The organism is Streptomyces venezuelae, from assembly GCF_008642295.1.
GTDB classification, from domain to species: domain Bacteria; phylum Actinomycetota; class Actinomycetes; order Streptomycetales; family Streptomycetaceae; genus Streptomyces; species Streptomyces venezuelae_C.
On record NZ_CP029190.1, the window covers coordinates 4,537,628 to 4,557,859 of the forward strand.

Annotated in this window: 5 protein-coding genes; 2 read left to right on the forward strand and 3 right to left on the reverse strand. The window is 68.5% G+C overall.

From position 1 onward, the window contains the following. Positions 1-31: 31 nt before the first annotated feature. Together DEJ50_RS20385 and DEJ50_RS20390 are read right to left on the reverse strand one after the other, a co-directional pair. Positions 32-322: a hypothetical protein gene (locus tag DEJ50_RS20385; protein ID WP_150209394.1), complete on the reverse strand. Its 291-nt coding sequence runs from the start codon at positions 320-322 to the stop codon at positions 32-34. After that, positions 319-7,017 carry an HYD1 signature containing ADP-ribosyltransferase family protein gene (locus DEJ50_RS20390; protein WP_150209395.1) on the reverse strand — a complete coding sequence of 2,233 codons (6,699 nt, stop codon included), beginning with the start codon at positions 7,015-7,017 and terminating at the stop codon, positions 319-321. Before DEJ50_RS20390 ends, DEJ50_RS20385 begins: the two co-directional genes overlap by 4 nt. A 467-nt stretch (positions 7,018-7,484) precedes the next feature. Between DEJ50_RS20390 and DEJ50_RS20395 the strand changes: the two genes are divergently transcribed. Together DEJ50_RS20395 and DEJ50_RS20400 are read left to right on the forward strand one after the other, a co-directional pair. Further along, entirely contained in the window at positions 7,485-12,455 is a 4,971-nt protein-coding gene (locus tag DEJ50_RS20395; protein ID WP_150209396.1) for an FG-GAP-like repeat-containing protein, read from the forward strand. Positions 12,456-13,225: 770 nt separating this feature from the next. Next, positions 13,226-18,241, forward strand: coding sequence for an FG-GAP-like repeat-containing protein (locus tag DEJ50_RS20400; RefSeq protein WP_150209397.1), 5,016 nt, complete (start codon positions 13,226-13,228; stop codon positions 18,239-18,241). Positions 18,242-18,316: 75 nt separating this feature from the next. On the opposite strand, the gene DEJ50_RS20405 is transcribed toward DEJ50_RS20400, so the two are convergent. Next, the gene (locus DEJ50_RS20405) at positions 18,317-20,071 is read right to left on the reverse strand and encodes an acetyl/propionyl/methylcrotonyl-CoA carboxylase subunit alpha (protein ID WP_150209398.1); all 1,755 of its coding nucleotides are present in this window, start codon (positions 20,069-20,071) and stop codon (positions 18,317-18,319) included. Positions 20,072-20,232: the final 161 nt, after the last annotated feature.

A 20,232-nucleotide genomic window follows, 5' to 3' on the forward strand; every position in this document is an offset into this window, starting at 1 on the left:
CACCGTCACTCATGCGGGCGGACCGCCGAAATCAGTCGGTGTAGAAGTATGCCTCTTCACAGATTTCGTCGACCCTCTCTTCTCCGAGCCGGGACTCCAGGGCCGTGCAGATGACGTTCCTCATCTCGGCAAGCCTTGTCCGCACATCGCGGTCCACGATGTACCGGACGAGGATCTCGGGGTCCTGTCCGCCCGTGCCGATGCGCGAGAGGATCCTGTCCAGCGACACGACGTACTCGTTGAGGTCGCGAGCGGCCACGATCGCGTCCGACAAGGACATCTCTACGCTGTCCGGCTGGTTCTGCGAGGCAGTCTCTGTCATCGGACGACCCTGATGTTGGATATCTTCGCGGTGCCCTTCACCGTCCATTCGTAGATGTTCATCGTTGAATTGTATTCCTTGGTTACGAGATGGGCCGGGATGTCGAACTCGACGACATGGCGCCCGCGTCCCCGACCGATACCGAGCGTCTTCTCCGCATCCGTGGGACTCATCGGCTTGCCCTTGGCCGGAACGAGGAACACCTTGTTCTGGTCACTGGCGATGATCTGCTGCGACGACACGATTCCGTTCTTGCCCTTGCTGTTCGTGTAGTGGCGCATGCGGACCATCTCGACGGGCTTGTCGTCGCCCCCGCCCTGGGCCTTGGAGCCGCCGGACCCGCCGGAGCCTCCAGAGCCCTCCGAACCACGGCGGTCGTTGTCCTTGCTCGGGCTGTCGTTCCTCCTCGTTTCCGAGGAACGGGACGACTTGCCGTCGCGGGCCGAGTGCCTGGCCTTCGTCGAAGACGACTTGCCCTGCCGGGCCGCGAATGCCTTGGTCTCGTCGGCGCGTTTGGCGGCTGCGGCTGCCGCCTCCTGTGCGGCTCTGCGGGCCGCTGCTGCTTCCTCCTCCAGCTTTCTCGCGCGCTCGGCGGCCTCCTCTACCGCGCGTTTCCATTCCTCCAGGTCCTCGGCGTACTTCGCCATGTCCCGTTCGTAGCGCTCGACCTTGGCGAGGATGTTGCGTGCCTGGGCGAGTTTGTGGGACCAGCTGTTGAAGGCTTCCCAGGCACGGTCGAGTGCCTTGAGGATGCGCTTGGCGCGCCCTGCGAAGGGCAGGGCAGCGTCAAGGGCGAGGCCGGCGCAGGCTCCCCACGATCCGTTGAGGCAGTCGCGGATGTCGTTGTAGCCGGAGGCGTCCTTCAGGATGCCCATGGCGATGTCGAGTGCCACGTCCAGGGCGCTCTTGCCCTGGATCGCGCGGGCCCAGGCGGCTTCGGCCTCGGTGAAGTCCTTGACCGGCATCACGGGCGGTGCGATGGACAGCCCGCTCGGGTCGCTGAACGTCACCGGCGAGTTGTTCGCGTAGGCGTACGGGTTCTGCTGTTTGGGTTCGTTGAAGTCGACGATGGGGTCGACCGAGAGGAACCGGGCGGTTGCCGGGTCGTACTCGCGTGCGCCGAGGTGGACGGTGCCGATGGACTCGTCGATCTCGCCGCCGACGAAGCCCTTCTTGCCCGGCCAGACCGCCGGAGCGATGCCGCGGGCCTCGCCGTAGGGCGTGAACTTGCGGCGGGTGACGACCGAGGTCTTGGCGTCCACGGAGGTGGTCGCCGTGCCGTTGTGGTCGGTCATCAGGTACGACGTGGTGATCACGCCGTCCTTGGCCGTCTTGACCATGGTCGGACCGGCCGGGTGGGCGTAGTAGCGGGTGCCCTCCAGCTTGCCCGCCGCGGTCAGCTTGACCTCGGTGCCCGGCAGGTAGAGCGTGGCGCCGGTCTTGTCCCGCTTGATCAGACGGCTGCCGCCGGCGTCGTAGACGAATGACGTCGACTCGGTGCCCTTGGTGACCTTCTCCAACTGGCCTGAGATGTTCCAGTCCAGGGTCTGGGTCTCGCCCTGGATGGTGCGGGTCTTGGTGTTGCCGACCTCGTCGTAGGTGTAGGACTCGGTGCGGGATCCGCCGGGTCCGGTGGTGTCGACCTTCTTCAGCCCGTTGGCGCCGGCCTGGCCGGGGGTGCCGTAGGTGTAGGTGCGGGTGACGTCCTTGGTGAGGTCACCGGTGGGGGAGTGCTGGACCTCCTTGGTGCGGTTGCCGGCCGCGTCGAAGCTGTAGGAGCTCCAGTACGGGGTGGGTCCGCCGACCTGCGGCTTGGAGCCCGGGCCTGCGGCGTTCGGCTTGGCGGCGCAGTCGTCCGTGGCGGTCCATGCCTCGTTCATGCGGCGCATGTAGTCGTAGGCGAAGCACTGGACGTCCGGGGTGGCGCTGGGACCTTCCTTGTCGGTGATCTTGAGGATGTTCCCGGCGTCGTCGTAGTCGAACAGCGTGTCGCTGATGCGGCCCGGCGCCTTCTCGGTGTCCTTGACGGTCCGGGTCAGGCGGCGGGTCTGCTCGTCGTAGAAGTTCGACGTGTACACCTGCGAGCCGGCGGGGCCGGAGTGAGTCCGCAGGACGTCGCCCATCGGCGAGTAGTCGACCTTGTCGACGAAGGTCTTGCCCTCGATGCCCATGACGGTGGGCAGCTCGAAGTGGTTGTACTTCATCGTGGTGAGCTCGATGGGCAGGCCGGCGACGGCCGGCTGCTCTGTCCACTCGGTCAGACCGGTGTTCTCCCGGTAGCCCGAAGTGAACTCGTAGGTGCCGGCGAGGCCGCCCTCCTCCGACGGGATGGTGATCTTGGTTCCAGTCGGACGGTACTCGGTGTCGTACCCCGTCAGTTCCTGTGTGTAAGCCTTGTTGCCCACGTATCGCGTCGAGGACACCGGCATACCGATGGCGCCGGGCAGGGTGTCGAACGTGGCCGAGGTCAGCTTCGGGCCCGTCACCGAGCCTTCGCGGGTCGCGATGACCCGACCGAGCGTGTCGTACTCCATGGCGACGGTCTTGCCTCGGCCGTCGGTCATGGTCGCCGGCCGGTCACCCGGGCCGTACGTCACCGTCGTCGTGCCCTTGTCGGGGTCCGTCTGCTTGGTCTGGCGGCCACGGATGTCGTACTCGAAGCCCCACTTGTCGCCAGCCTGATTGACGACCGACTCCAGCATGCCGCGCTGGTTGTAGGCGTAGGTCGTCTTGTCGTACGCGCCCGTCGGCGAGTCCGAGCGGAAGAACCGCAGCTCGGTCTTGCGGCCGTCACCGTCGAGGAATGCCTGGGTCGGGGTCTCGCCCTTCGGGGGGTCGACGGTGATGTTGTCGCCGCCGTAGGCGGTGGTGGTACGGGAGGTCTCCTCGCCGAACTTGCGGGAGATCTGGGCGATGGAGCGGCCGGAGCCGTCGTACTGGGTCACCGTGGAGGACGGGACCTCGTTGTCCTTGGGTGCGAACTGGACGCCGGAGGCTTCGCCCGCGGTGTAGTAGGCGCCGTTGGACTTCCAGACCTGGCCGAGGCTGTTGTAGAAGGTGTCGGAGATGACACGTCCGCCGGCCAGGGCCTCCATCTGGGTCTGGCGGATGCGCAGGCTGCTGTCGTAGATGTCGTAGCTGGTGCGGTACGTACCGTCGTCCAGCAGCGCCTTGTTGCTGATGACCACCGGACCGTCGGTACGGACGTCGTACGAGAAGATGCCGTCCGGCGACTTACTGGTGGGGTTCCGCGACGGGGACCACACCTTCCCCAGTCGTCCGAGGGCGTCGTACTCCATGACCTGGCGGCGGCCGTTGGTGTCCTGCTTGGCCAGGACCGAGCCACGTCCCTGGTCGGTCTCCGTGGTCTCCGTGTGACCGGCGTGGTTGGTGGTCACGACCTTGGTGACGAGCTGACCCGAGGCCGGGGCGTAGTCCAGCTTCGTGACCTTGCCGAACACATCGGTCGTGGTCTTCGGACGGCCGTACGCGTCGTAGGTCGCGCTGCCGTCCACCTGGTACTGCGGAGTGCTGCCGGAATACCCGGTCAGCGACTCGGTGGACTTCACATTTCCCGCTGCGTCGTAGGACATCTTGATGTCCGAGGTGATGTCGGCCGGGCGCTGGACGGCCACATCACATGCCTTGGCGGCGACTTCCACGCGGTTCTGGCGGGCGATGATCCAACGGGTCTCGTCCGCATCGTATTGATAACGGGCGCAACTGTCGTCGGACGGGTCCGCGACATCGCCGAGGTTGGACACCGAGGTGACGAGGCCCCGGGTGTCGTACTCGGTGTTCATTGCGGTGCGGCGCCAGCCGCGGTTCTCGGACAGCAGGATGCGGGACTTGACGCCCGTGGTCTGCTGGACGTACGCCTGCTGCGGTTCGATGTCCTCTTCGGGGACTTCGCCCTTGCGGAGGCGGGTGGCGGTGGGGCCGTGCAGCCAGGGGGTGTAGGTGGTGGCTGCTTCGAGGGCGCCGCCTTCGCCGTTGTAGGCCAGGACCTCGCGGGTCTGGCCGGCGTAGAGGCGGTGGTCGGCGATCTCGATGCCCTCGGAGTCCTTGACCTTGACCGACTTCCTGCCGCCGTCGGGGCCGGCGCGGTCCCCGTCCAGGCCGCGGAAGAACAGGGTCTCGGTCATGGACCGCTTATCGGGGGCCGCACCGATGTACGTGCGGACTCGCTCGTAGCCGCGCCACTGCGACCAGGTACGCGTCTTCGGCCGCATCATCTCCGTCTCGTCGTCGAAGGCCCAGGCGGGCTTTCCGAGGAACTGGTAGGAGGTGGTGCGGGTGGGCGAGTTGCCGTTGCGGTCCTCTTCACGGACGGAGTCCACGATGTGCTTGTGGAACCAGTCGGTGGAGTAGATCTTGCGCTCGCGCTTGGGGTCGGTCGGGTCCGGGAGTTCGGAGACGACCGGGTAGCAGCGGAGCGTGTTGTTCTCCGGTGAGGCCGGCATGACCTTGGGGTCGGTGGCCTTGCACTCGGTGGGTGCGTAGTTGACCGCGATGGTGGAGCCGGTCTCGGTGTCGATCGCCTCGATGCGGTAGCGCTTGAAGGGGACCTTGCCGTCGCCGTTGCTGTCGACTCGGTTGTCGAGCTGCTTGCCGCGGAACTTCACCGCAGGGAGCTCGATCTCCGCGTTCGCCGTGCCCGCCACCGTCGTGCCGTTCTTGCCCACGTGGCGGATCTCCGACAGCCACAGCGGGTAGTCCGAGCCGTCACCGGTCTGCGGGAAGTCCTGGACGAGCTTCCAGGTGTCGACCGGCTTGTGGGTGGTGCCGTTCCACACGAACGTGTTGACGTCCGTGAGGCGCTTGCGGCTGAAGAAGGTCGGGGTGAACCGGCCCTTGCACTCCTCGCCCTTGGCACACAGCTGGTCGCCGGGGGTGTCCGGCCACTGCTTGGCGATGTTCCAGTCGACCTCCGGCTTGAGCTTGGCCGGGTCGCAGTCGAAGGTCTGCGTTTTGAGGCAGCGTTCGGCGACGGTGAAGCGGGCCTCGGCGGGGGCGGCGGCGAAGAGGTTGTCCTCGCGCAGGCCCCAGGAGATCCGGTCCAGCCAGCCGGAGCGGGTGTACTCGCGGGCGGTGGAGCCGCCGGCGATCTTGTAGTTGGAGCCGTAGTGGTTCTGCTCCTTCTGGTACCAGTACGTCATCGCGTTCCCGCGGGGGTCCACGACGTAGTCCAGGTTCCAGCGGTACGCCTGGTCACAGACCGCATCGGCGAACGTGGCGTTGTAGCACGGCTCGCCCGGGTGGTTGGCGTAGACCGGGACCGTCCAGGTGGAGTTGGTCACCGGCTTGCCCGCCGCCCAGTTCTTCAGCTTGTTGAGGCCGAAGTAGAACTGGATGCCCTGGGGGTTGGTGAACCGCCAGTGCTCGCCTTCCTTGTCGCCGTTGTCGGCGCCGGGGAGGAGTTCCAGGCGGGAGCCGTCGTCCTTGGCCGGACGCCACTTCTTGGTCTTGTCGTCCAGGACGAGCGGGGTCGAGCCGCCGTTCAGGGACATGGTGACCATGGGCGCGCCGTGGCAGAGGTCGCCGGTGTCGTCCTTCGGGTTGTTGTACCCGGAGTCCTTGCGCTTGTCCTGGCTGCAGGGGACGTAGCCGCGTTCGATGTAGTTCGAGGCGAGGTCCCAGCCGTCGCCCACCCAGGAGGTCTGCTGCTGGGAGGCGTTGGTGCGGCCGTCGATCGTCGCGCTGGAGTAGCCCAGGGACAGGGACGGGCTCGGGCCGCCGAGCGAGGCGGGGATGTCCAGCGGGTAGGACCAGGAGAAGTCACCCGCCGAGCCGCCGGCCTGCCAGGAACCCGAAGCGCTGAGGCTGGTGGCCTTGTAGGTGCCGTTGGCGCCGTCCGCGCCGGCCGTGGCGGACAGCATCATCGCGCCGCCGGCCGCAGCGGCGGCCGGGGCGGACATGAACGCGCTGCCCGCGGACTTCGCAGCCGGACCCGGGTTGGCCGGGGCGTCGAAGGTCGCGATGAGCTTGCCGGTGACGGGGTCGTTCTTCGTCACCACGTCCTTGGTCTCGCGGCACTCCGGGCGCTCGGGGGTGGTGAAGGCACACGCCGGAACGGCCTTGAAGCGGAGGCGGGAACCCCAGCCACCGCCGTAGGCGTTCTTGAACGCGTTGTAGTCCAGCTCCACCGACACCGGGGCCGAAGCCTTGCCCGCGTCGGTCCGCTGGACCGACAGCAGCAGGCCGTTGCCGGCCCCGGCGCGCTTGGCCGTGGCCCGGTCGTGCAGGTCGACCTTGACCTTGACCCCGCCCGTGGCGTCGGCCGCCGGAGCCCCCGCGGCTGCGGCGGAACGGCGGTCTGCCGAGAGCGGGTTCTTGGTGGGGAGGGCGGAGACGGAGACGGGGAGCGTGCCCGCCTTCACCGCCTTGCCGGGCTTGCCCGCGCCGTCTGCGGCCGGTGCGGAACCGGCAGCGGACTCCATGGCCGAACCGGTGGCCGATTTCAGTGCCGCGGCGGCCGGGGCCGGTGCCTCGGGCAGGCTGATCTCAGCCGTACCGGGTGCGGGCCAGGCCACGCCCGGCGCGGACTTCCACGCCTTCTTCTGTGATTCCGCGGGCCCGGGCGCCGGCTTGCCCTTGACGTCGGTACCGCTGACCTTCGTCAGCTTCTGATGGCCGGGCAGCTTGGGCTTGGAGTCCGCCGAGGCCTCCACCACGGTCAGACCCGTGGCCAGCAAGCTGGCGGCGATGAGCGGTATCGGCCACCGCCACGCACGACTCAACGGCGCACGCATTGCATGCGCCTGGGTTCTTTTCAAGATTCGAACACTCCCGATTATGGCACGCGGATCACTGTGATTCCGCGCATTTATCAAACGGGCAGAACCTAACAGTGGCGGGCTTGGCAGTCGAGAAATATCCGGAAGGGTGAAGTCCGTATAGACGCTGGTTGGAGGGGTGGAGGCGGGGCGCTTAAATCGGAATTTGGCATTCCTGTTGGTCTTCGTGTATATGCGCGGATGGTCTCGTGAGGTGGGATCCGGGTCGAATAAATGCCCCCGCGGCTGCTACAAATCAATCGAACACGTCGAGCCGATATCGGGATGGCTGGATTCCGCTTTCCGGTTGGAGGCTCAGCCGACTCTTTTCGGCCGCGCCGGGGGGTGCGGTCGGAACCGAAACGAGGACCCACTCAGTGAGACCTTTGCCGACGCGGACCCGCGTCACCGGGTCGCCCTCCCGCAGGGCACCCGTACTCACCGTGGCGACCGCCCTGGTCGCCACCATGCTCGGCGCGGTGCCCATCGCCGCGGCGGCCGGACCGGGGCTCGCCCCGGCCGCCGCCAAGCCCAAGCCCGGCAAGCCTGCCGCCACCGAGTCCGAGCAGGCCGTCAAGGCCAGTGCCGAGGCCAAGCGCACCGGCAAGCGCGTCGAGATCGTCTCCCAGCGCACCGAGAGCGAGGAGGTCTGGGCCAACCCGGACGGCTCCTTCTCCACCGAGCAGGCGCTGGTGCCGATCCGCGTCCACCGCGGCGGCAAGCTCGTCCCCGTGGACACCGGCCTGGCCAAGCAGAAGGACGGCCGGATCGCCACCAAGGCCACCCGGACCGGACTCTCCTTCTCCGGCGGCGGTGCCGCCCCGCTGGTGACCATGCGCAAGGACGGCCGGGACGTCTCGCTGAGCTGGCCGAAGCCGCTGCCCAAGCCGACGGTGGAGGGCAACAGCGCCACCTACGCGGAGGTGCTCAAGGGCGTCGACCTGCGGGTCGCCGCGGACGCCACCGGTTTCTCGCACCAGCTGATCGTGAAGAACCGGGAGGCAGCCGCCAATCCGGAGCTTGCCTCCCTCACGTTCGGCCTCAAGGGCAACGGCGTCAGCGTCCGCAAGGAGGCCAACGGCGAGCTCCAGGCCGTCGACCCCTCCGGGCAGACCCTGTTCAGCTCCGCCAAGCCCCAGATGTGGGACGCGGGAGGGGAGAAGACGGCGGCTGCACAGCCCGCCGCGGACCCCAAGTCGCCCGCAGCCAAGGCCCCCGCAGCCAAGGCCCCGGCCGCCAAGGCCGCCGCCAACTCCCCGGCCGCCGCCCAGACGCCCGCACCGGCCGCACCCGCCGCGCAGGCCGACGGCACGCCCGTCACCGAGGGCATCGACATCGGCAGCAAGCAGGCCGACCTCGGCATCGACCTCAAGGGCGACAAGCTCACCCTCACCACGGACCGGCAGCTGCTGACGGCCCCGGACACCACGTACCCCGTCGTCATCGACCCGAAGTGGCGGGACGACTGGAAGTCCGCCTGGACGGTGGCCTACAAGCACAACGGCATCGGGGGCACCGCCGACACCAACTACTGGAACGGCGGCACCCTCAGCAACGACGCCCGCGTCGGCTGCGCCAAGGACGCCGCCAAGGGCGGCGCCGTGGTCTGCGCCAAGACCTTCTTCCAGGTCCCCATGGGCAACCTGTGGGGCAAGAAGATCCACGATGCCACCCTGCGGATCCAGCAGAAGTCGGCCGGCTCCTGGAGCTGCAAGTCGGGTGACATCCAGGTCTGGGACACCGGCACCATCAGCAAGAAGACCACCTGGAACAACCAGCCGGACTGGAGCCGGATGGTGGACGCCTCCGGCCAGTCCTACGGTGGCCGCAACTGCCCCGGTGACGGCGACACCATCGAGCTCAACGTGACCTCCGCGGTCGCCGCCGCCGCGAAGGGCAAGTGGCCGACGTGGACCCTGGGCCTGAAGGCCGCGAAGGACACCGTCGACGTCTCCTGGCGGAAGATGAACCCGGACAGCGTCCGCATCTCCACCAAGTACAACACCCTCCCGACCGTCTCCGAGCGCACGACGGACCCGTACGTGCCCTGCGCCGGCGGCACCATCGGCCGCACGGACCAGGTCGTCCTGCGCGCCCGGGTGAAGGACGCCGAGGACAACGGCCTCACCGCCGAGTTCCACTACTGGAAGGCCGACGACTACAGCGGCACGCTGAAGAAGGTCTCCGACAAGAAGACCTCGGGCAATGTCGCCATGGCGACGATCCCGGCGCCCACCGACGGGTCCTACAAGTGGGACGTCCGGGTCTCCGACGGCACCGACGCCAGCGCCTGGGCCGGCCAGTGCTCGTTCACGGTGGACCTGAAGGGCCCGACCTTCAAGCCCAAGGTCTCCTCGGCGCAGTTCCCCGAGGACAACCAGACGGACAACGGCTACGCCCGCACCGAGGGCACGTTCAAGTTCGAGAACGGCGGGGCGGCGGACGTCGCCAAGTACCAGTGGTACACCTCCGACAACCCGACCGTCCGTACGGCCGTCCCGGCCACCAAGGGCGGACCGGCCGAGGTCAAGTACACCCCGCTGGCGGCCGGCCCCCACAGCCTCTACGTGTGGAGCCTGGACGCGGCGGGCAACCCCTCGAACAAGACGTTCTTCCAGTACTACGCCAAGCGCCCGCTGGAGCGGGACAAGCACGGCGACGTCAACGGCGACGGCCAGACGGACATCTGGAGCGTCGACCCGGGTGACGGCCAGCTGTGGGTGGTCCCCGGTACGACCGGCGGCGCCTTCGGCGTGCCGCGCAAGACCGACCACGGCAACTTCGCCGGCGCCCGGTCCCTGACGCAGTGGGGCAGCTGGAACGAGGGCGACTTCTACGAGGACCTGATCTCCCTGGAGCCCTCGGCCGACTCGACCCGCCAGAACCTCTACGTCTACCGCGGCGCGGGCAACGGCGAGCTCGAGGACCCCGAGACCAGCAGGATCGAGCTGTCGACCCGCTACGACGACAACGACCACTGGGCCAACGCCGACCAGGTGCTGGCCATCGGCAGCATCAACGACGACCCGCTGCCCGATGAGGCCTCCGGCGACGGCAAGATCGACGAAGCGGACCAGCCCGATCTGCTGGTCAAGACCGGCGCGGAGCTCTGGCTCTACTTCGGCCAGCCCGACGGCGTACTGGACCGGCGTTCCTACGACCCGATCCCGCTCGGCAACGCCGACTGGCAGAACATGGATCTCATCGCGCCCGGCGACCTCAACAAGGACGGTCTGCCGGAGCTCTGGGCCCGCGACAAGGTCAGCGGCAAGATCCACCAGTACACCAGCCGCCTGTCCACCGACAGCGCCTCCAAGGCCGGCATCGACCTGGCCGTCTACGGTGAGGCGGCCCCGCGCGCCGAGTCCATCGGCACCGGCTTCACCGGTGCGGCCCGGCCCCACCTGACCAGCATCGGCGACTTCGAGAAGGACGGCTTCGCCGACCTGTGGTCCCGCGACAACAACGGCGTGCTCTGGGAGTTCCAGGGCCGTCAGCCGGTCGGCGGGTCCGCCTTCGGTGCGCCCCGCCAGATCGCGGTCGGCGGTACCCCGTGGACCACCTGCGAGAACGTGGCCTCGGCAATCTCCGGGTCGCACCAGCTCTGCGGGCCGATCCTGGCGAAGTTCAAGGCCAAGGGCGGCGTCACCGGCCTTGGCAAGCCCGCGGGCAACGTCACGGAGAACCCCGACGGCGGCAAGTTCGTCCACCTCCGTTCCAACGGCTCCACCAGCAACAACGTCTCCATCTACTGGCACCCGAGCACCGGTGCCTGGATGGTCGAGGGCGGCATCCGCGCGAAGTGGTTCGCCCTCGGCGCGGAGAAGGGCATCCTCGGCTACCCGACCTCCGACGAGGGCAAGACCTTCGACGAGGTCGGCCGGTTCAGCACCTTCAGCGGCTCCGGCGGCGCCGGCGCGATCTACTGGACGCCGGACTTCGACGCCTGGTCGGTCCACGGCGGCATCTACAACCGCTACGTCCAGATGGGCGGCCCGAGCCGCCTCGGCTACCCGACGACCGACGAGACCAACCACACCGACGGCAAGGGCCGCTACAACCACTTCCGCAAGCGCGGCCAGACCGCGGACAGCGCCTCCATCTACTGGACCTCCGCCACGGGCGCGCACCCGGTCTACGGCTCCATCCGCAGCAAGTGGATCGCGCTCGGCGCGGAGAAGAGCTTCCTCGGGTACCCGAAGTCCGACGAGTACGACGTCGCGGCCGGTCCCCGCACGGACTTCGCCGGGGGCTACATCCGCTACAACCGCACGACCGGTGTGGCGCTGGAGCACCGCCCCGAGGACCGCACCGCGCACCTGCGGACGGACCTGTCCGGCGACTTCAACGGTGACGGCCGCAGCGACATGGCGACCGTCTACAACTACGAGGACAACACCTCCGCCCTGTGGGTGCTCGACGCCCGCGGCGACGGCGGTTTCGAGGAGCCGACGGTCCGCTGGACCAGCAACAAGGGCAGCTTCGACTACGACCGCGCCAAGTGGCTCTCCGGTGACTTCAACGGCGACGGCCGCACCGACATCGCGGCGGTGTACAGCTACGCAGACGGCAGCAACGCCCTGTGGAACTTCCTGTCCAACGCCGACGGCACCTTCACCCCGGTCAAGGGTCTGACGGCGGCCAAGGGCAACTTCGACTGGACCAAGGGCATCTACGTCGCCGGTGACTACAACGGCGACGGGCGGTCCGACATCGCCATGGTCTACGACTACGGCGACGGCGCGGCCGGCCTGCACACCTGGACGGGCAACGCCAACGGCACCTTCAACTCGGGCGTCGCCAGCTGGCGGGTGCCCACCGGCAACTGGTGGATCTTCCACGCCTCGTTCCGGTCCGGTGACGTCAACGGCGACGGCCGCGACGACATCCTCGCGCTGTACGGCTACACCGCCGGCGGCGTCGCGATGTTCACCTTCATCGGCCAGCCGAACGGCGGGTTCGCCGCCCCGGTCAAGTCGTGGACCAAGACCAAGGAGCAGTGGGAGTACGCCCGCACCAAGTTCACGGTCGGCGACTACAACGGCGACGGCCGTGCCGACGCGGCACTGATGTACGACCATGCTGACGGCAGCGACTCGCTGGACACGCTGCTCGGCCAGGCCGACGGCAAGGTCGGCGCGGAGCTCCGCAGCTGGGAAACCCCCGACGGCAACTGGTACGCGGGCAGCACGGGCCTGCTGGTGTCGGGCGACGCCGACGGCGACGGCCGCGGGGACCTGTCCATCATGTACAACTACGCGATCGGCTCCACCAGCGTGTTCACCTTCAAGGGACGCACCGACGGAGGCTTCGAGAGCACCCTGCGGAGCTGGAACGCCCCGCCGGGTACCTGGTAACACCCGCTTGACATGACGGAGCCCCCGCCCGGAGAACTTCGGTTCTAGTGGTCGTTGCAACACCCCAGCTCAGGGGATGCGATGGACTTCAAAACCGCCGAACCGGTCGGGGGCTTCGTCGTGCGCGTGGCCGTGAGGCCGGTGACTCAGCCGGGAGACCGAAGGCACCGCCGGTGGCCGACTTCAGTGCGGTTGCCGGCGCGGCCGGGGCGTTCAGCAGCTCGATTTCGGCCGAACCGGCCGCCGGCCGGAGGCTGCGGACGCCTCCAGCACCGTCATGCCACTGGCCGGCAATGTGCTGGCCAGCAGCGGTATGGGCCACCGCCAGACACGCCTCGGAGGCGCACGCATCGCATGCGTCCGGGATCGTCTCAAAATTCGAACACTCCCCGTTGGGTCGCGCGGATCACGGTGATTTCGCGCTGTCGATTAATCGCGCTGAATTTAGCGGCGGGTGTTCGGGGATGGTGACGTTTCCGATGGGTGGCGGGATGGGCTCGCGGTCCATCGTCACTGGTCCGAGCAGGGTAAGCGGAACTCCGTATTCGGAATTTTTAATTCCGGTGAACGTCTGATAAAGGGCCGTGGCGGTCGATGGCTTCGTGGGGTATCGCCTCGAATTTCCGGTGGCTCGGGTGCTACAAATCAATCGAACAAGCATGGCCTGTTGGTGGATGGCTGAATTTCAGACTCCGCTTAGAGGTTCAAACGATCTTTTCCGGCCACCCCTGAGAGGGGGCCGCCGGAAACCGACCTCGAGGACTCAATCAGTGAGACCAATCCCGACGCGGGACCGCGTCGCGGGACCGCCCTCTCGGAGGGCACCCGTACTCACCCTGGCGACCGCGCTCGCCGCCACCCTGATCGGCGCCTTGCCCGCGGTTGCGGCGGGGGCACCCGCGTTCGCGTCCGCCGCGCAGGCCGCCAACGCCGCCAAGGCGGCGCAGGACGACCAGCAGAACATGTCCCCCGAGGCGAAGGCCTCGGCCAAGGCCAGTACCGACGCCAAGCGCACCGGCAAGCGCGTCGAGGTGCCCTCGCTGCGTTCGGAGACCGATGAGGTCTGGGCGAACCCGGACGGTTCGTTCACCTCCGAGCAGTCCCTGGTGCCCACCCGCGTCCGTCGCGGTGGAGCCTACGTCCCGGTGGACACCGGACTGGCCAAGCAGAAGGACGGCCGGATCGCCCCCAAGGCGACCGTCGCCGGGCTCAGCTTCTCCGGCGGTGGCAACGCCCCGCTGGTCACCATGCGCAAGGACGGCCGGGACATCACCCTGTCCTGGCCGAAGCCGCTGCCCGCCCCGACCGTCCAGGGCAACAGTGCCACGTACGCCGAGGTCATGAAGGGCGTGGACCTGCGGGTCAGCGCGGACGTGACCGGCTTCTCGCACCAGCTGGTCGTCAAGAACCGCGAGGCCGCGGCCAACCCGGAGCTGGCCTCCGTCGACTTCGGCCTCAAGGGGAACGGTGTCACCGTCCGCAAGGAGGCCAACGGCGAGCTGCGGGCCGTCGACCCCGCGGGCCAGACCCTGTTCAGCTCCGCCAAGCCCCAGATGTGGGACTCCGGCGCGGACAAGCCCGCCGCGCAGCCGCCCGCGGCGAAGCCCGCGGGCGACGCGAAGGCCGTGGCCGAGGCGAAGGCCGCGGCCGGTGCAAAGGCTGGTGCCCTCGCGGCCCCCGCCGCCGGAGCGACCCCGGCGCCGTCCGCCGACCGGGTGCCCGCCGTCGACGGCATCTCCCTCGGCACCAAGCAGGCCGACCTCGGCGTGGCGCTGAAGGCCGACAAGCTCACCCTCACCACCGACCGCAACCTGCTCACCGCCGCCGACACCACCTTCCCGGTCGTCATCGACCCGGTGTGGCGGGACGACTGGAAGTCGGCCTGGGCGGTCGCCTACAAGCACAACGCCATCCCCGGTTCCGCGAGCACCAACTACTGGAACGGCGGCACCCTCAGCAACGACGCCCGCGTCGGCTGCGCCAAGGACGCCCAGCGGGGCAACGCCGTCGTCTGTGCCAAGACCTTCTTCCAGGTCGGTATGGGCGGTCTGGGCGGCAAGCAGATCCTGGACGCCACCCTGCGCATCCAGCAGAAGTCGGCCGGCTCCTGGAGCTGCAAGTCCGGTGACATCCAGGTCTGGGACACCGACGCCATCAGCGGCTCCACCACCTGGAACAACCAGCCCGCCTGGAAGCGGATGGTGGATGCCTCCGGTCAGTCCTACGGTGGCCGCAACTGTCCCGGTGACGGCGACACCATCGAGCTGAACGTGACCTCCGCGGTCGCCGACGCAGCCCGCTGGAGCTGGCCCGCCTGGACCTTCGGTCTGAAGTCCGCCAACGACACGGTCGACGTCTCCTGGCGGAAGATGAACCCGGACAGCGTGCGCATCTCCACGCAGTACAACACTCTGCCCAACGCCATCCCCGCGAACGAGCGCTCGATGCACCCGTCCGTCCCCTGTGCGGGCGGCGAGATCGGCATCACCGACGAGGTGGTGCTGCGCGCCCGCATCACCGACGCCGAGGACAACAAGGTCTGGGCCGAGTTCAACTACTGGAACGCGGACGACTACTGGGGCACGATCCAGCGGCCCAAGGTCGAGATCACCAACGGCAACGTCGCCATCGTGAGGATCCCGAAGGGGGATCTTCCCGGAACCAACTACGTGTGGGACGTGCGCGGTACCGACGGTAGCGGTGAGGGCCCCTGGGCCGGCCGCTGCTCGTTCACCATCGACCGGGAAGCGCCCCGCTGGGCGCCGGGCGTGAGTTCGCCACAGTTCCCCGAGGACGACCAGAAGAACAACGCCTACGCACGCACCGAGGGTACGTTCACCTTCACCCCCAACGGGGTCACCGACGTCGCCAAGTACCAGTGGCACACGGCGTCCGACCCGACCGTCCGTACGGTGAACGTGACCGCCACGGACAAGTCGGCGCAGATCAAGTACACCCCGACCGCGGCGGGCATGCACAGCCTCTTCGTCTGGAGCCTCGACGCCTCCGGCAACCGGTCCAGCGCCACCTCGTACGTCTACCACGCCAAGCGCCAGGCCAACCGGGACAAGCACGGTGACCTCGACGGCAACGGCACGGTCGACATCTGGAGCGTCGACCCCGGTTCCGGCCGGCTGTGGATGCACCCGGGCAACGGAGACGGCTCGTTCGAGCCGTCCAAGAAGCTCGACCGGGGTTCCTTCGCCAACGCGGCCTCGCTGACCCACCGGGGCAGCTGGGACGCGGACTACTACGAGGACCTGGTCGCCCTGCGGCCGGCGCCGGACAACAGCCGCAAGAACCTGTACCTCTACCGCGGCAACGGTGACGGCGACCTGGAGCACACCGACGCCGGCGCCATCGAGATGTCGACCCAGTACTCCTCGGACGACCGCTGGGGCCAGGCCGATCAGGTCGTGGCCATCGGCAGCGTCAACGACGACATCGATCCCATCCTGGAAGCCGGCGACGGCAAGATCGATGCCGCCGACAACCCCGACCTGCTGGTCAAGGAGGGCTCCAACCTCTGGCTCTACGCCGGCACCCCGTCGGGCACGCTCGGCCTGCGCAACTTCCGGCCGATCCCGCTCGGCAACGCCGACTGGCAGGACATGACCCTGATCGCCCCCGGCGACCTCAACAAGGACGGTCTGCCGGAGATCTGGGCCCGCAACAAGACCACGGGCAAGATCCACCAGTACACCAGCCGCAAGACCACGGACACGACGGCGGCAGTGGCCCTGGACCTGACCGTGTACGCGGACCCGGCGGTCCGGACCACCTCCATCGGCACCGGCTTCACCGGCGCCGCCTACCCGCACCTGGCCAGCAACGGGGACTTCGAGAACGACGGCTTCGTCGACCTGTGGTCGCGCAACGGGGACGGTGCGATCACCGAGTTCCCCGGTCGCGCCCTGAGCAACGGTTCCGCCTTCGGTCCCGGCAAGCCGCTCGTCCTCGGCGGTACGCCCTGGAACGAGTGCGAGACCGTCCCGTCGTCCGCCGACGCAGGCGTCAAGCACTCCCTGTGCGGTCCGCTGCTGGCCAAGTTCAAGGCCGCCGGTGGTCTCGCGAGCTTCGGCAAGCCGACGGGCCCCGTCGGTGTGGCCGCCGACGACGGCCGGTTCATGCACTTCCGCATGAACGGCTACACCTACGACAACGCCTCGATCTACTGGCACCGCAACACCGGTGCCTGGATCGTGATGAACGGCAACCGGGAGAAGTGGATCAGCCTCGGGGCGGAGACCGGCTTCCTCGGCTACCCGACCTCGGACGAGATCCGCAACTCCGACGGCGTCGGCGTGGTGTCCACGTTCAGGGGATCGGGCGGCGACGGCGCCATCTACTGGTCGGAGCAGACCGGCTCCTGGTCGATCCACGGCACGATCTACAAGAGGTACCTGGCGGCGGGCGGCCCCGGCGGCTGGCTCGGCTACCCGACCACCGACGAGGTCGGCAACCCCGACGGTGTGGGCCGCTACAACCACTTCCGCCAGCGGGGCCAGACGTCCGACACCGCCTCCATCTACTGGACCTCGACCACCCGCAAGGCCTTGGCGGTCTGGGGCGGGATCCGCAACAAGTGGGTTTCGCTCGGCGCCGAGAAGAGCTTCCTCGGCTACCCGAAGTCGGAGGAGTACGAGGTCTACGGCGGCCCCCGCACGGACTTCGACGGCGGCTACATCCGGCACAACGACACCACCGGTGTGAGCGTCGAGCACAAGCCGAACGACCGCACCGCCCACCTGCGCACCGACCTGGCGGGTGACTTCAACGGCGACGGCCGGTCCGACATGGCCACCGTCTACGACTACGGCAGTGACAACACGGCGCTCTACACCCTGGCCGGCAAGACGGACGGCGGATTCGCCGCGCCCGTGCTCGCCTACGAAACCGGCAAGGGCAACTGGCGCTACAGCCAGTCGCAGTGGGTCGTCGGTGACTTCAACAACGACGGCCGTGACGACCTGGCCGCGCTGTACGACTACCAATGGGGCGAGAACGCCATGTTCACGTTCCTGGGCCAGGCCGACGGGACCTTCGTCCAGCTGGGCAAGAGCGCGCACGTTCCGGCCGGCAGCTGGGAGCCGGGCAAGGCCAAGCTCGTCGCCGGTGACTTCAACGGCGACAAGCGCGACGACGTGGCGTTCTTCTACGACCACGGCGGCTCGACCGGCGCCCACACCTTCCTGTCGAAGCCGGACGGCTCGTTCAACGCCTCCTTCGGCAGCTGGCGCTCCGCGCAGGGCGGCTGGTACTGGAACGAGTCCAAGCAGGTCGCCGGTGACTTCAACGGCGACGGCCGGGACGACATCCTCGCCGTCTACGGCTCCGGCAACGGCACCGTGACCGCGTACACCCTGCTCGGCAAGGCCGACGGCGGCTTCGCCGCCCCGGTGGCCTCGTGGACCCGTACCCCGGGCAACTGGGAGTTCAACAAGAGCCGGATCACCTCGGGCGACTACAACGGCGACGGCCGTGCCGATCTGGCCATCCTGTACGACTACACCGGCGGCAAGGCTGCGCTGTTCACGCTGACCGGCCGGCCCGACGGCGGGATCAACGCGGACTTCAAGAGCTGGGAGAGCCCCGTGGACTCCTGGTGGTCCGGGTCGTACGGCATGCCGGTGTCCGGCGACAGCAACAAGGACGGCCGCGAGGACATCGCGATCATGTACAACTACGGCACCGGAGCCACCGCGGCGTTCACCTTCAAGGCCCGCACCGACGGCGGCTTCGACAGCCCCCTGAAGAGCTGGCAGGCGGCACCGGGTACCTGGTGACACCCGCATGACATGACGAAGCCCCCGCCCGGTCACCCGGGCGGGGGCTTTGCCGTACTACCAAGGCGCCGGACGTCAGTCCTTGATCTCGCAGATCGCGGCGCCCGAGGTGATCGAGGCGCCGACCTCGGCGTTCAGGCCCACGATGGTGCCGGAACGGTGAGCGTTCAGCGGCTGCTCCATCTTCATGGCCTCGAGTACGACCACCAGTTCGCCCTCGGCGACCTGCTGGCCCTCCTCCACCGCAACCTTGACGATGGTGCCCTGCATCGGGGACGCGAGGGTGTCGCCGGAAGCGGCCGGACCGGACTTCTTGGCGGCGCGCCGCTTCGGCTTGGCACCGCCCGCAGCCGCGGTGCGGGCCAGGGTCATGCCCAGCGAGGACGGCAGGGAGACCTCGAGGCGCTTGCCGCCGACCTCGACCACGACGGTCTCGCGGCCCGGCTCCTCCTCCAGGTCCTCCGCCGCCGGGGCGGCGAACGCCGGGATCTCGTTGACGAACTCGGTCTCGATCCACCGGGTGTGCACCCGGAACGGGTCCGAGGTGAACGCCGGGTCGGCCACGACCGCGCGGTGGAACGGAATGGCCGTGGCCATGCCCTCCACCTGGAACTCGGCCAGCGCACGGGCGGCACGCTGCAGGGCCTGCTCACGGGTGGCACCCGTGATGATCAGCTTGGCCAGCAGCGAGTCCCAGGCGGGACCGATGACCGAGCCGGACTCGACGCCCGCGTCCAGGCGGACGCCCGGACCGGTCGGCGGGTTGAACGTGGTGACCGTGCCCGGGGCCGGCAGGAAGTTGCGGCCCGGGTCCTCGCCGTTGATGCGGAACTCGAACGAGTGCCCGCGCAGCACGGGGTCCCCGTAACCGAGCTCCTCGCCGTCGGCGATGCGGAACATCTCCCGGACCAGGTCGATGCCGGTGACCTCTTCGGTGACCGGGTGCTCGACCTGGAGGCGGGTGTTGACCTCGAGGAACGAGATGGTTCCGTCCAGGCCCACCAGGAACTCGACGGTGCCCGCGCCGACGTAGCCGGCCTCCTTGAGGATGGCCTTGGACGCGGCGTACAGCTCCGCGTTCTGCGCCTCGGACAGGAACGGCGCCGGGGCCTCCTCCACCAGCTTCTGGTGGCGGCGCTGCAGCGAGCAGTCACGGGTGGAGACGACCACCACGTTGCCGTGCGAGTCGGCCAGGCACTGGGTCTCCACGTGGCGCGGCTTGTCGAGGTAGCGCTCGACGAAGCACTCGCCGCGCCCGAAGGCGGCGACCGCCTCGCGGACCGCGGAGTCGTACAGCTCCGGAACCTCTTCGAGGGTCCGGGCGACCTTCAGGCCGCGTCCGCCGCCGCCGAAGGCGGCCTTGATGGCGATGGGCAGGCCGTGCTCCTTGGCGAAGGCGACGACCTCCTCGGCACCCGAGACCGGGTCCGGGGTGCCCGCGACCAGCGGGGCCCCGGCCCGCTGGGCGATGTGACGGGCGGCGACCTTGTCACCCAGATCGCGGATGGCCTGCGGGGGCGGACCGATCCAGGTCAGCCCCGCGTCGATGACGGCCTGAGCGAACTCCGCGTTCTCGGAGAGGAAGCCGTATCCGGGGTGGATGGCGTCCGCGCCCGAGTCGGCGGCGGCCTGCAGGACCTTCGCGATGTCCAGATAGCTGGCGGCCGGGGTGTCACCGCCCAACGCGAAGGCTTCGTCGGCCGCGCGGACGTGCAGAGCGTCCCGGTCCGGATCGGCGTATACGGCTACGCTCGCGATCCCGGCGTCCCGGCAGGCCCGGGCAACGCGGACAGCGATTTCGCCACGGTTGGCGATAAGCACCTTGCGCACGATGGCTCCCTCCTTTGAAACAAGCTGAGTTTAGGGACAGCCGACACGGGCTTTCGACCCGTCTCCAGAGGTGAGCTTGCCCACACAGAGCGTTATTCGAGGCCGGTTCGAGTTCAAAGAACCCTTGTGGCGCCCCAGGTCGGGGGCATCCCCAACGGCAC

Excerpts from the sequence above, each read along its gene's own strand:
- DEJ50_RS20385 (WP_150209394.1), bottom strand. The coding sequence starts at position 322 with ATGACAGAGACTGCCTCGCAGAACCAGCCGGACAGCGTAGAGATGTCC.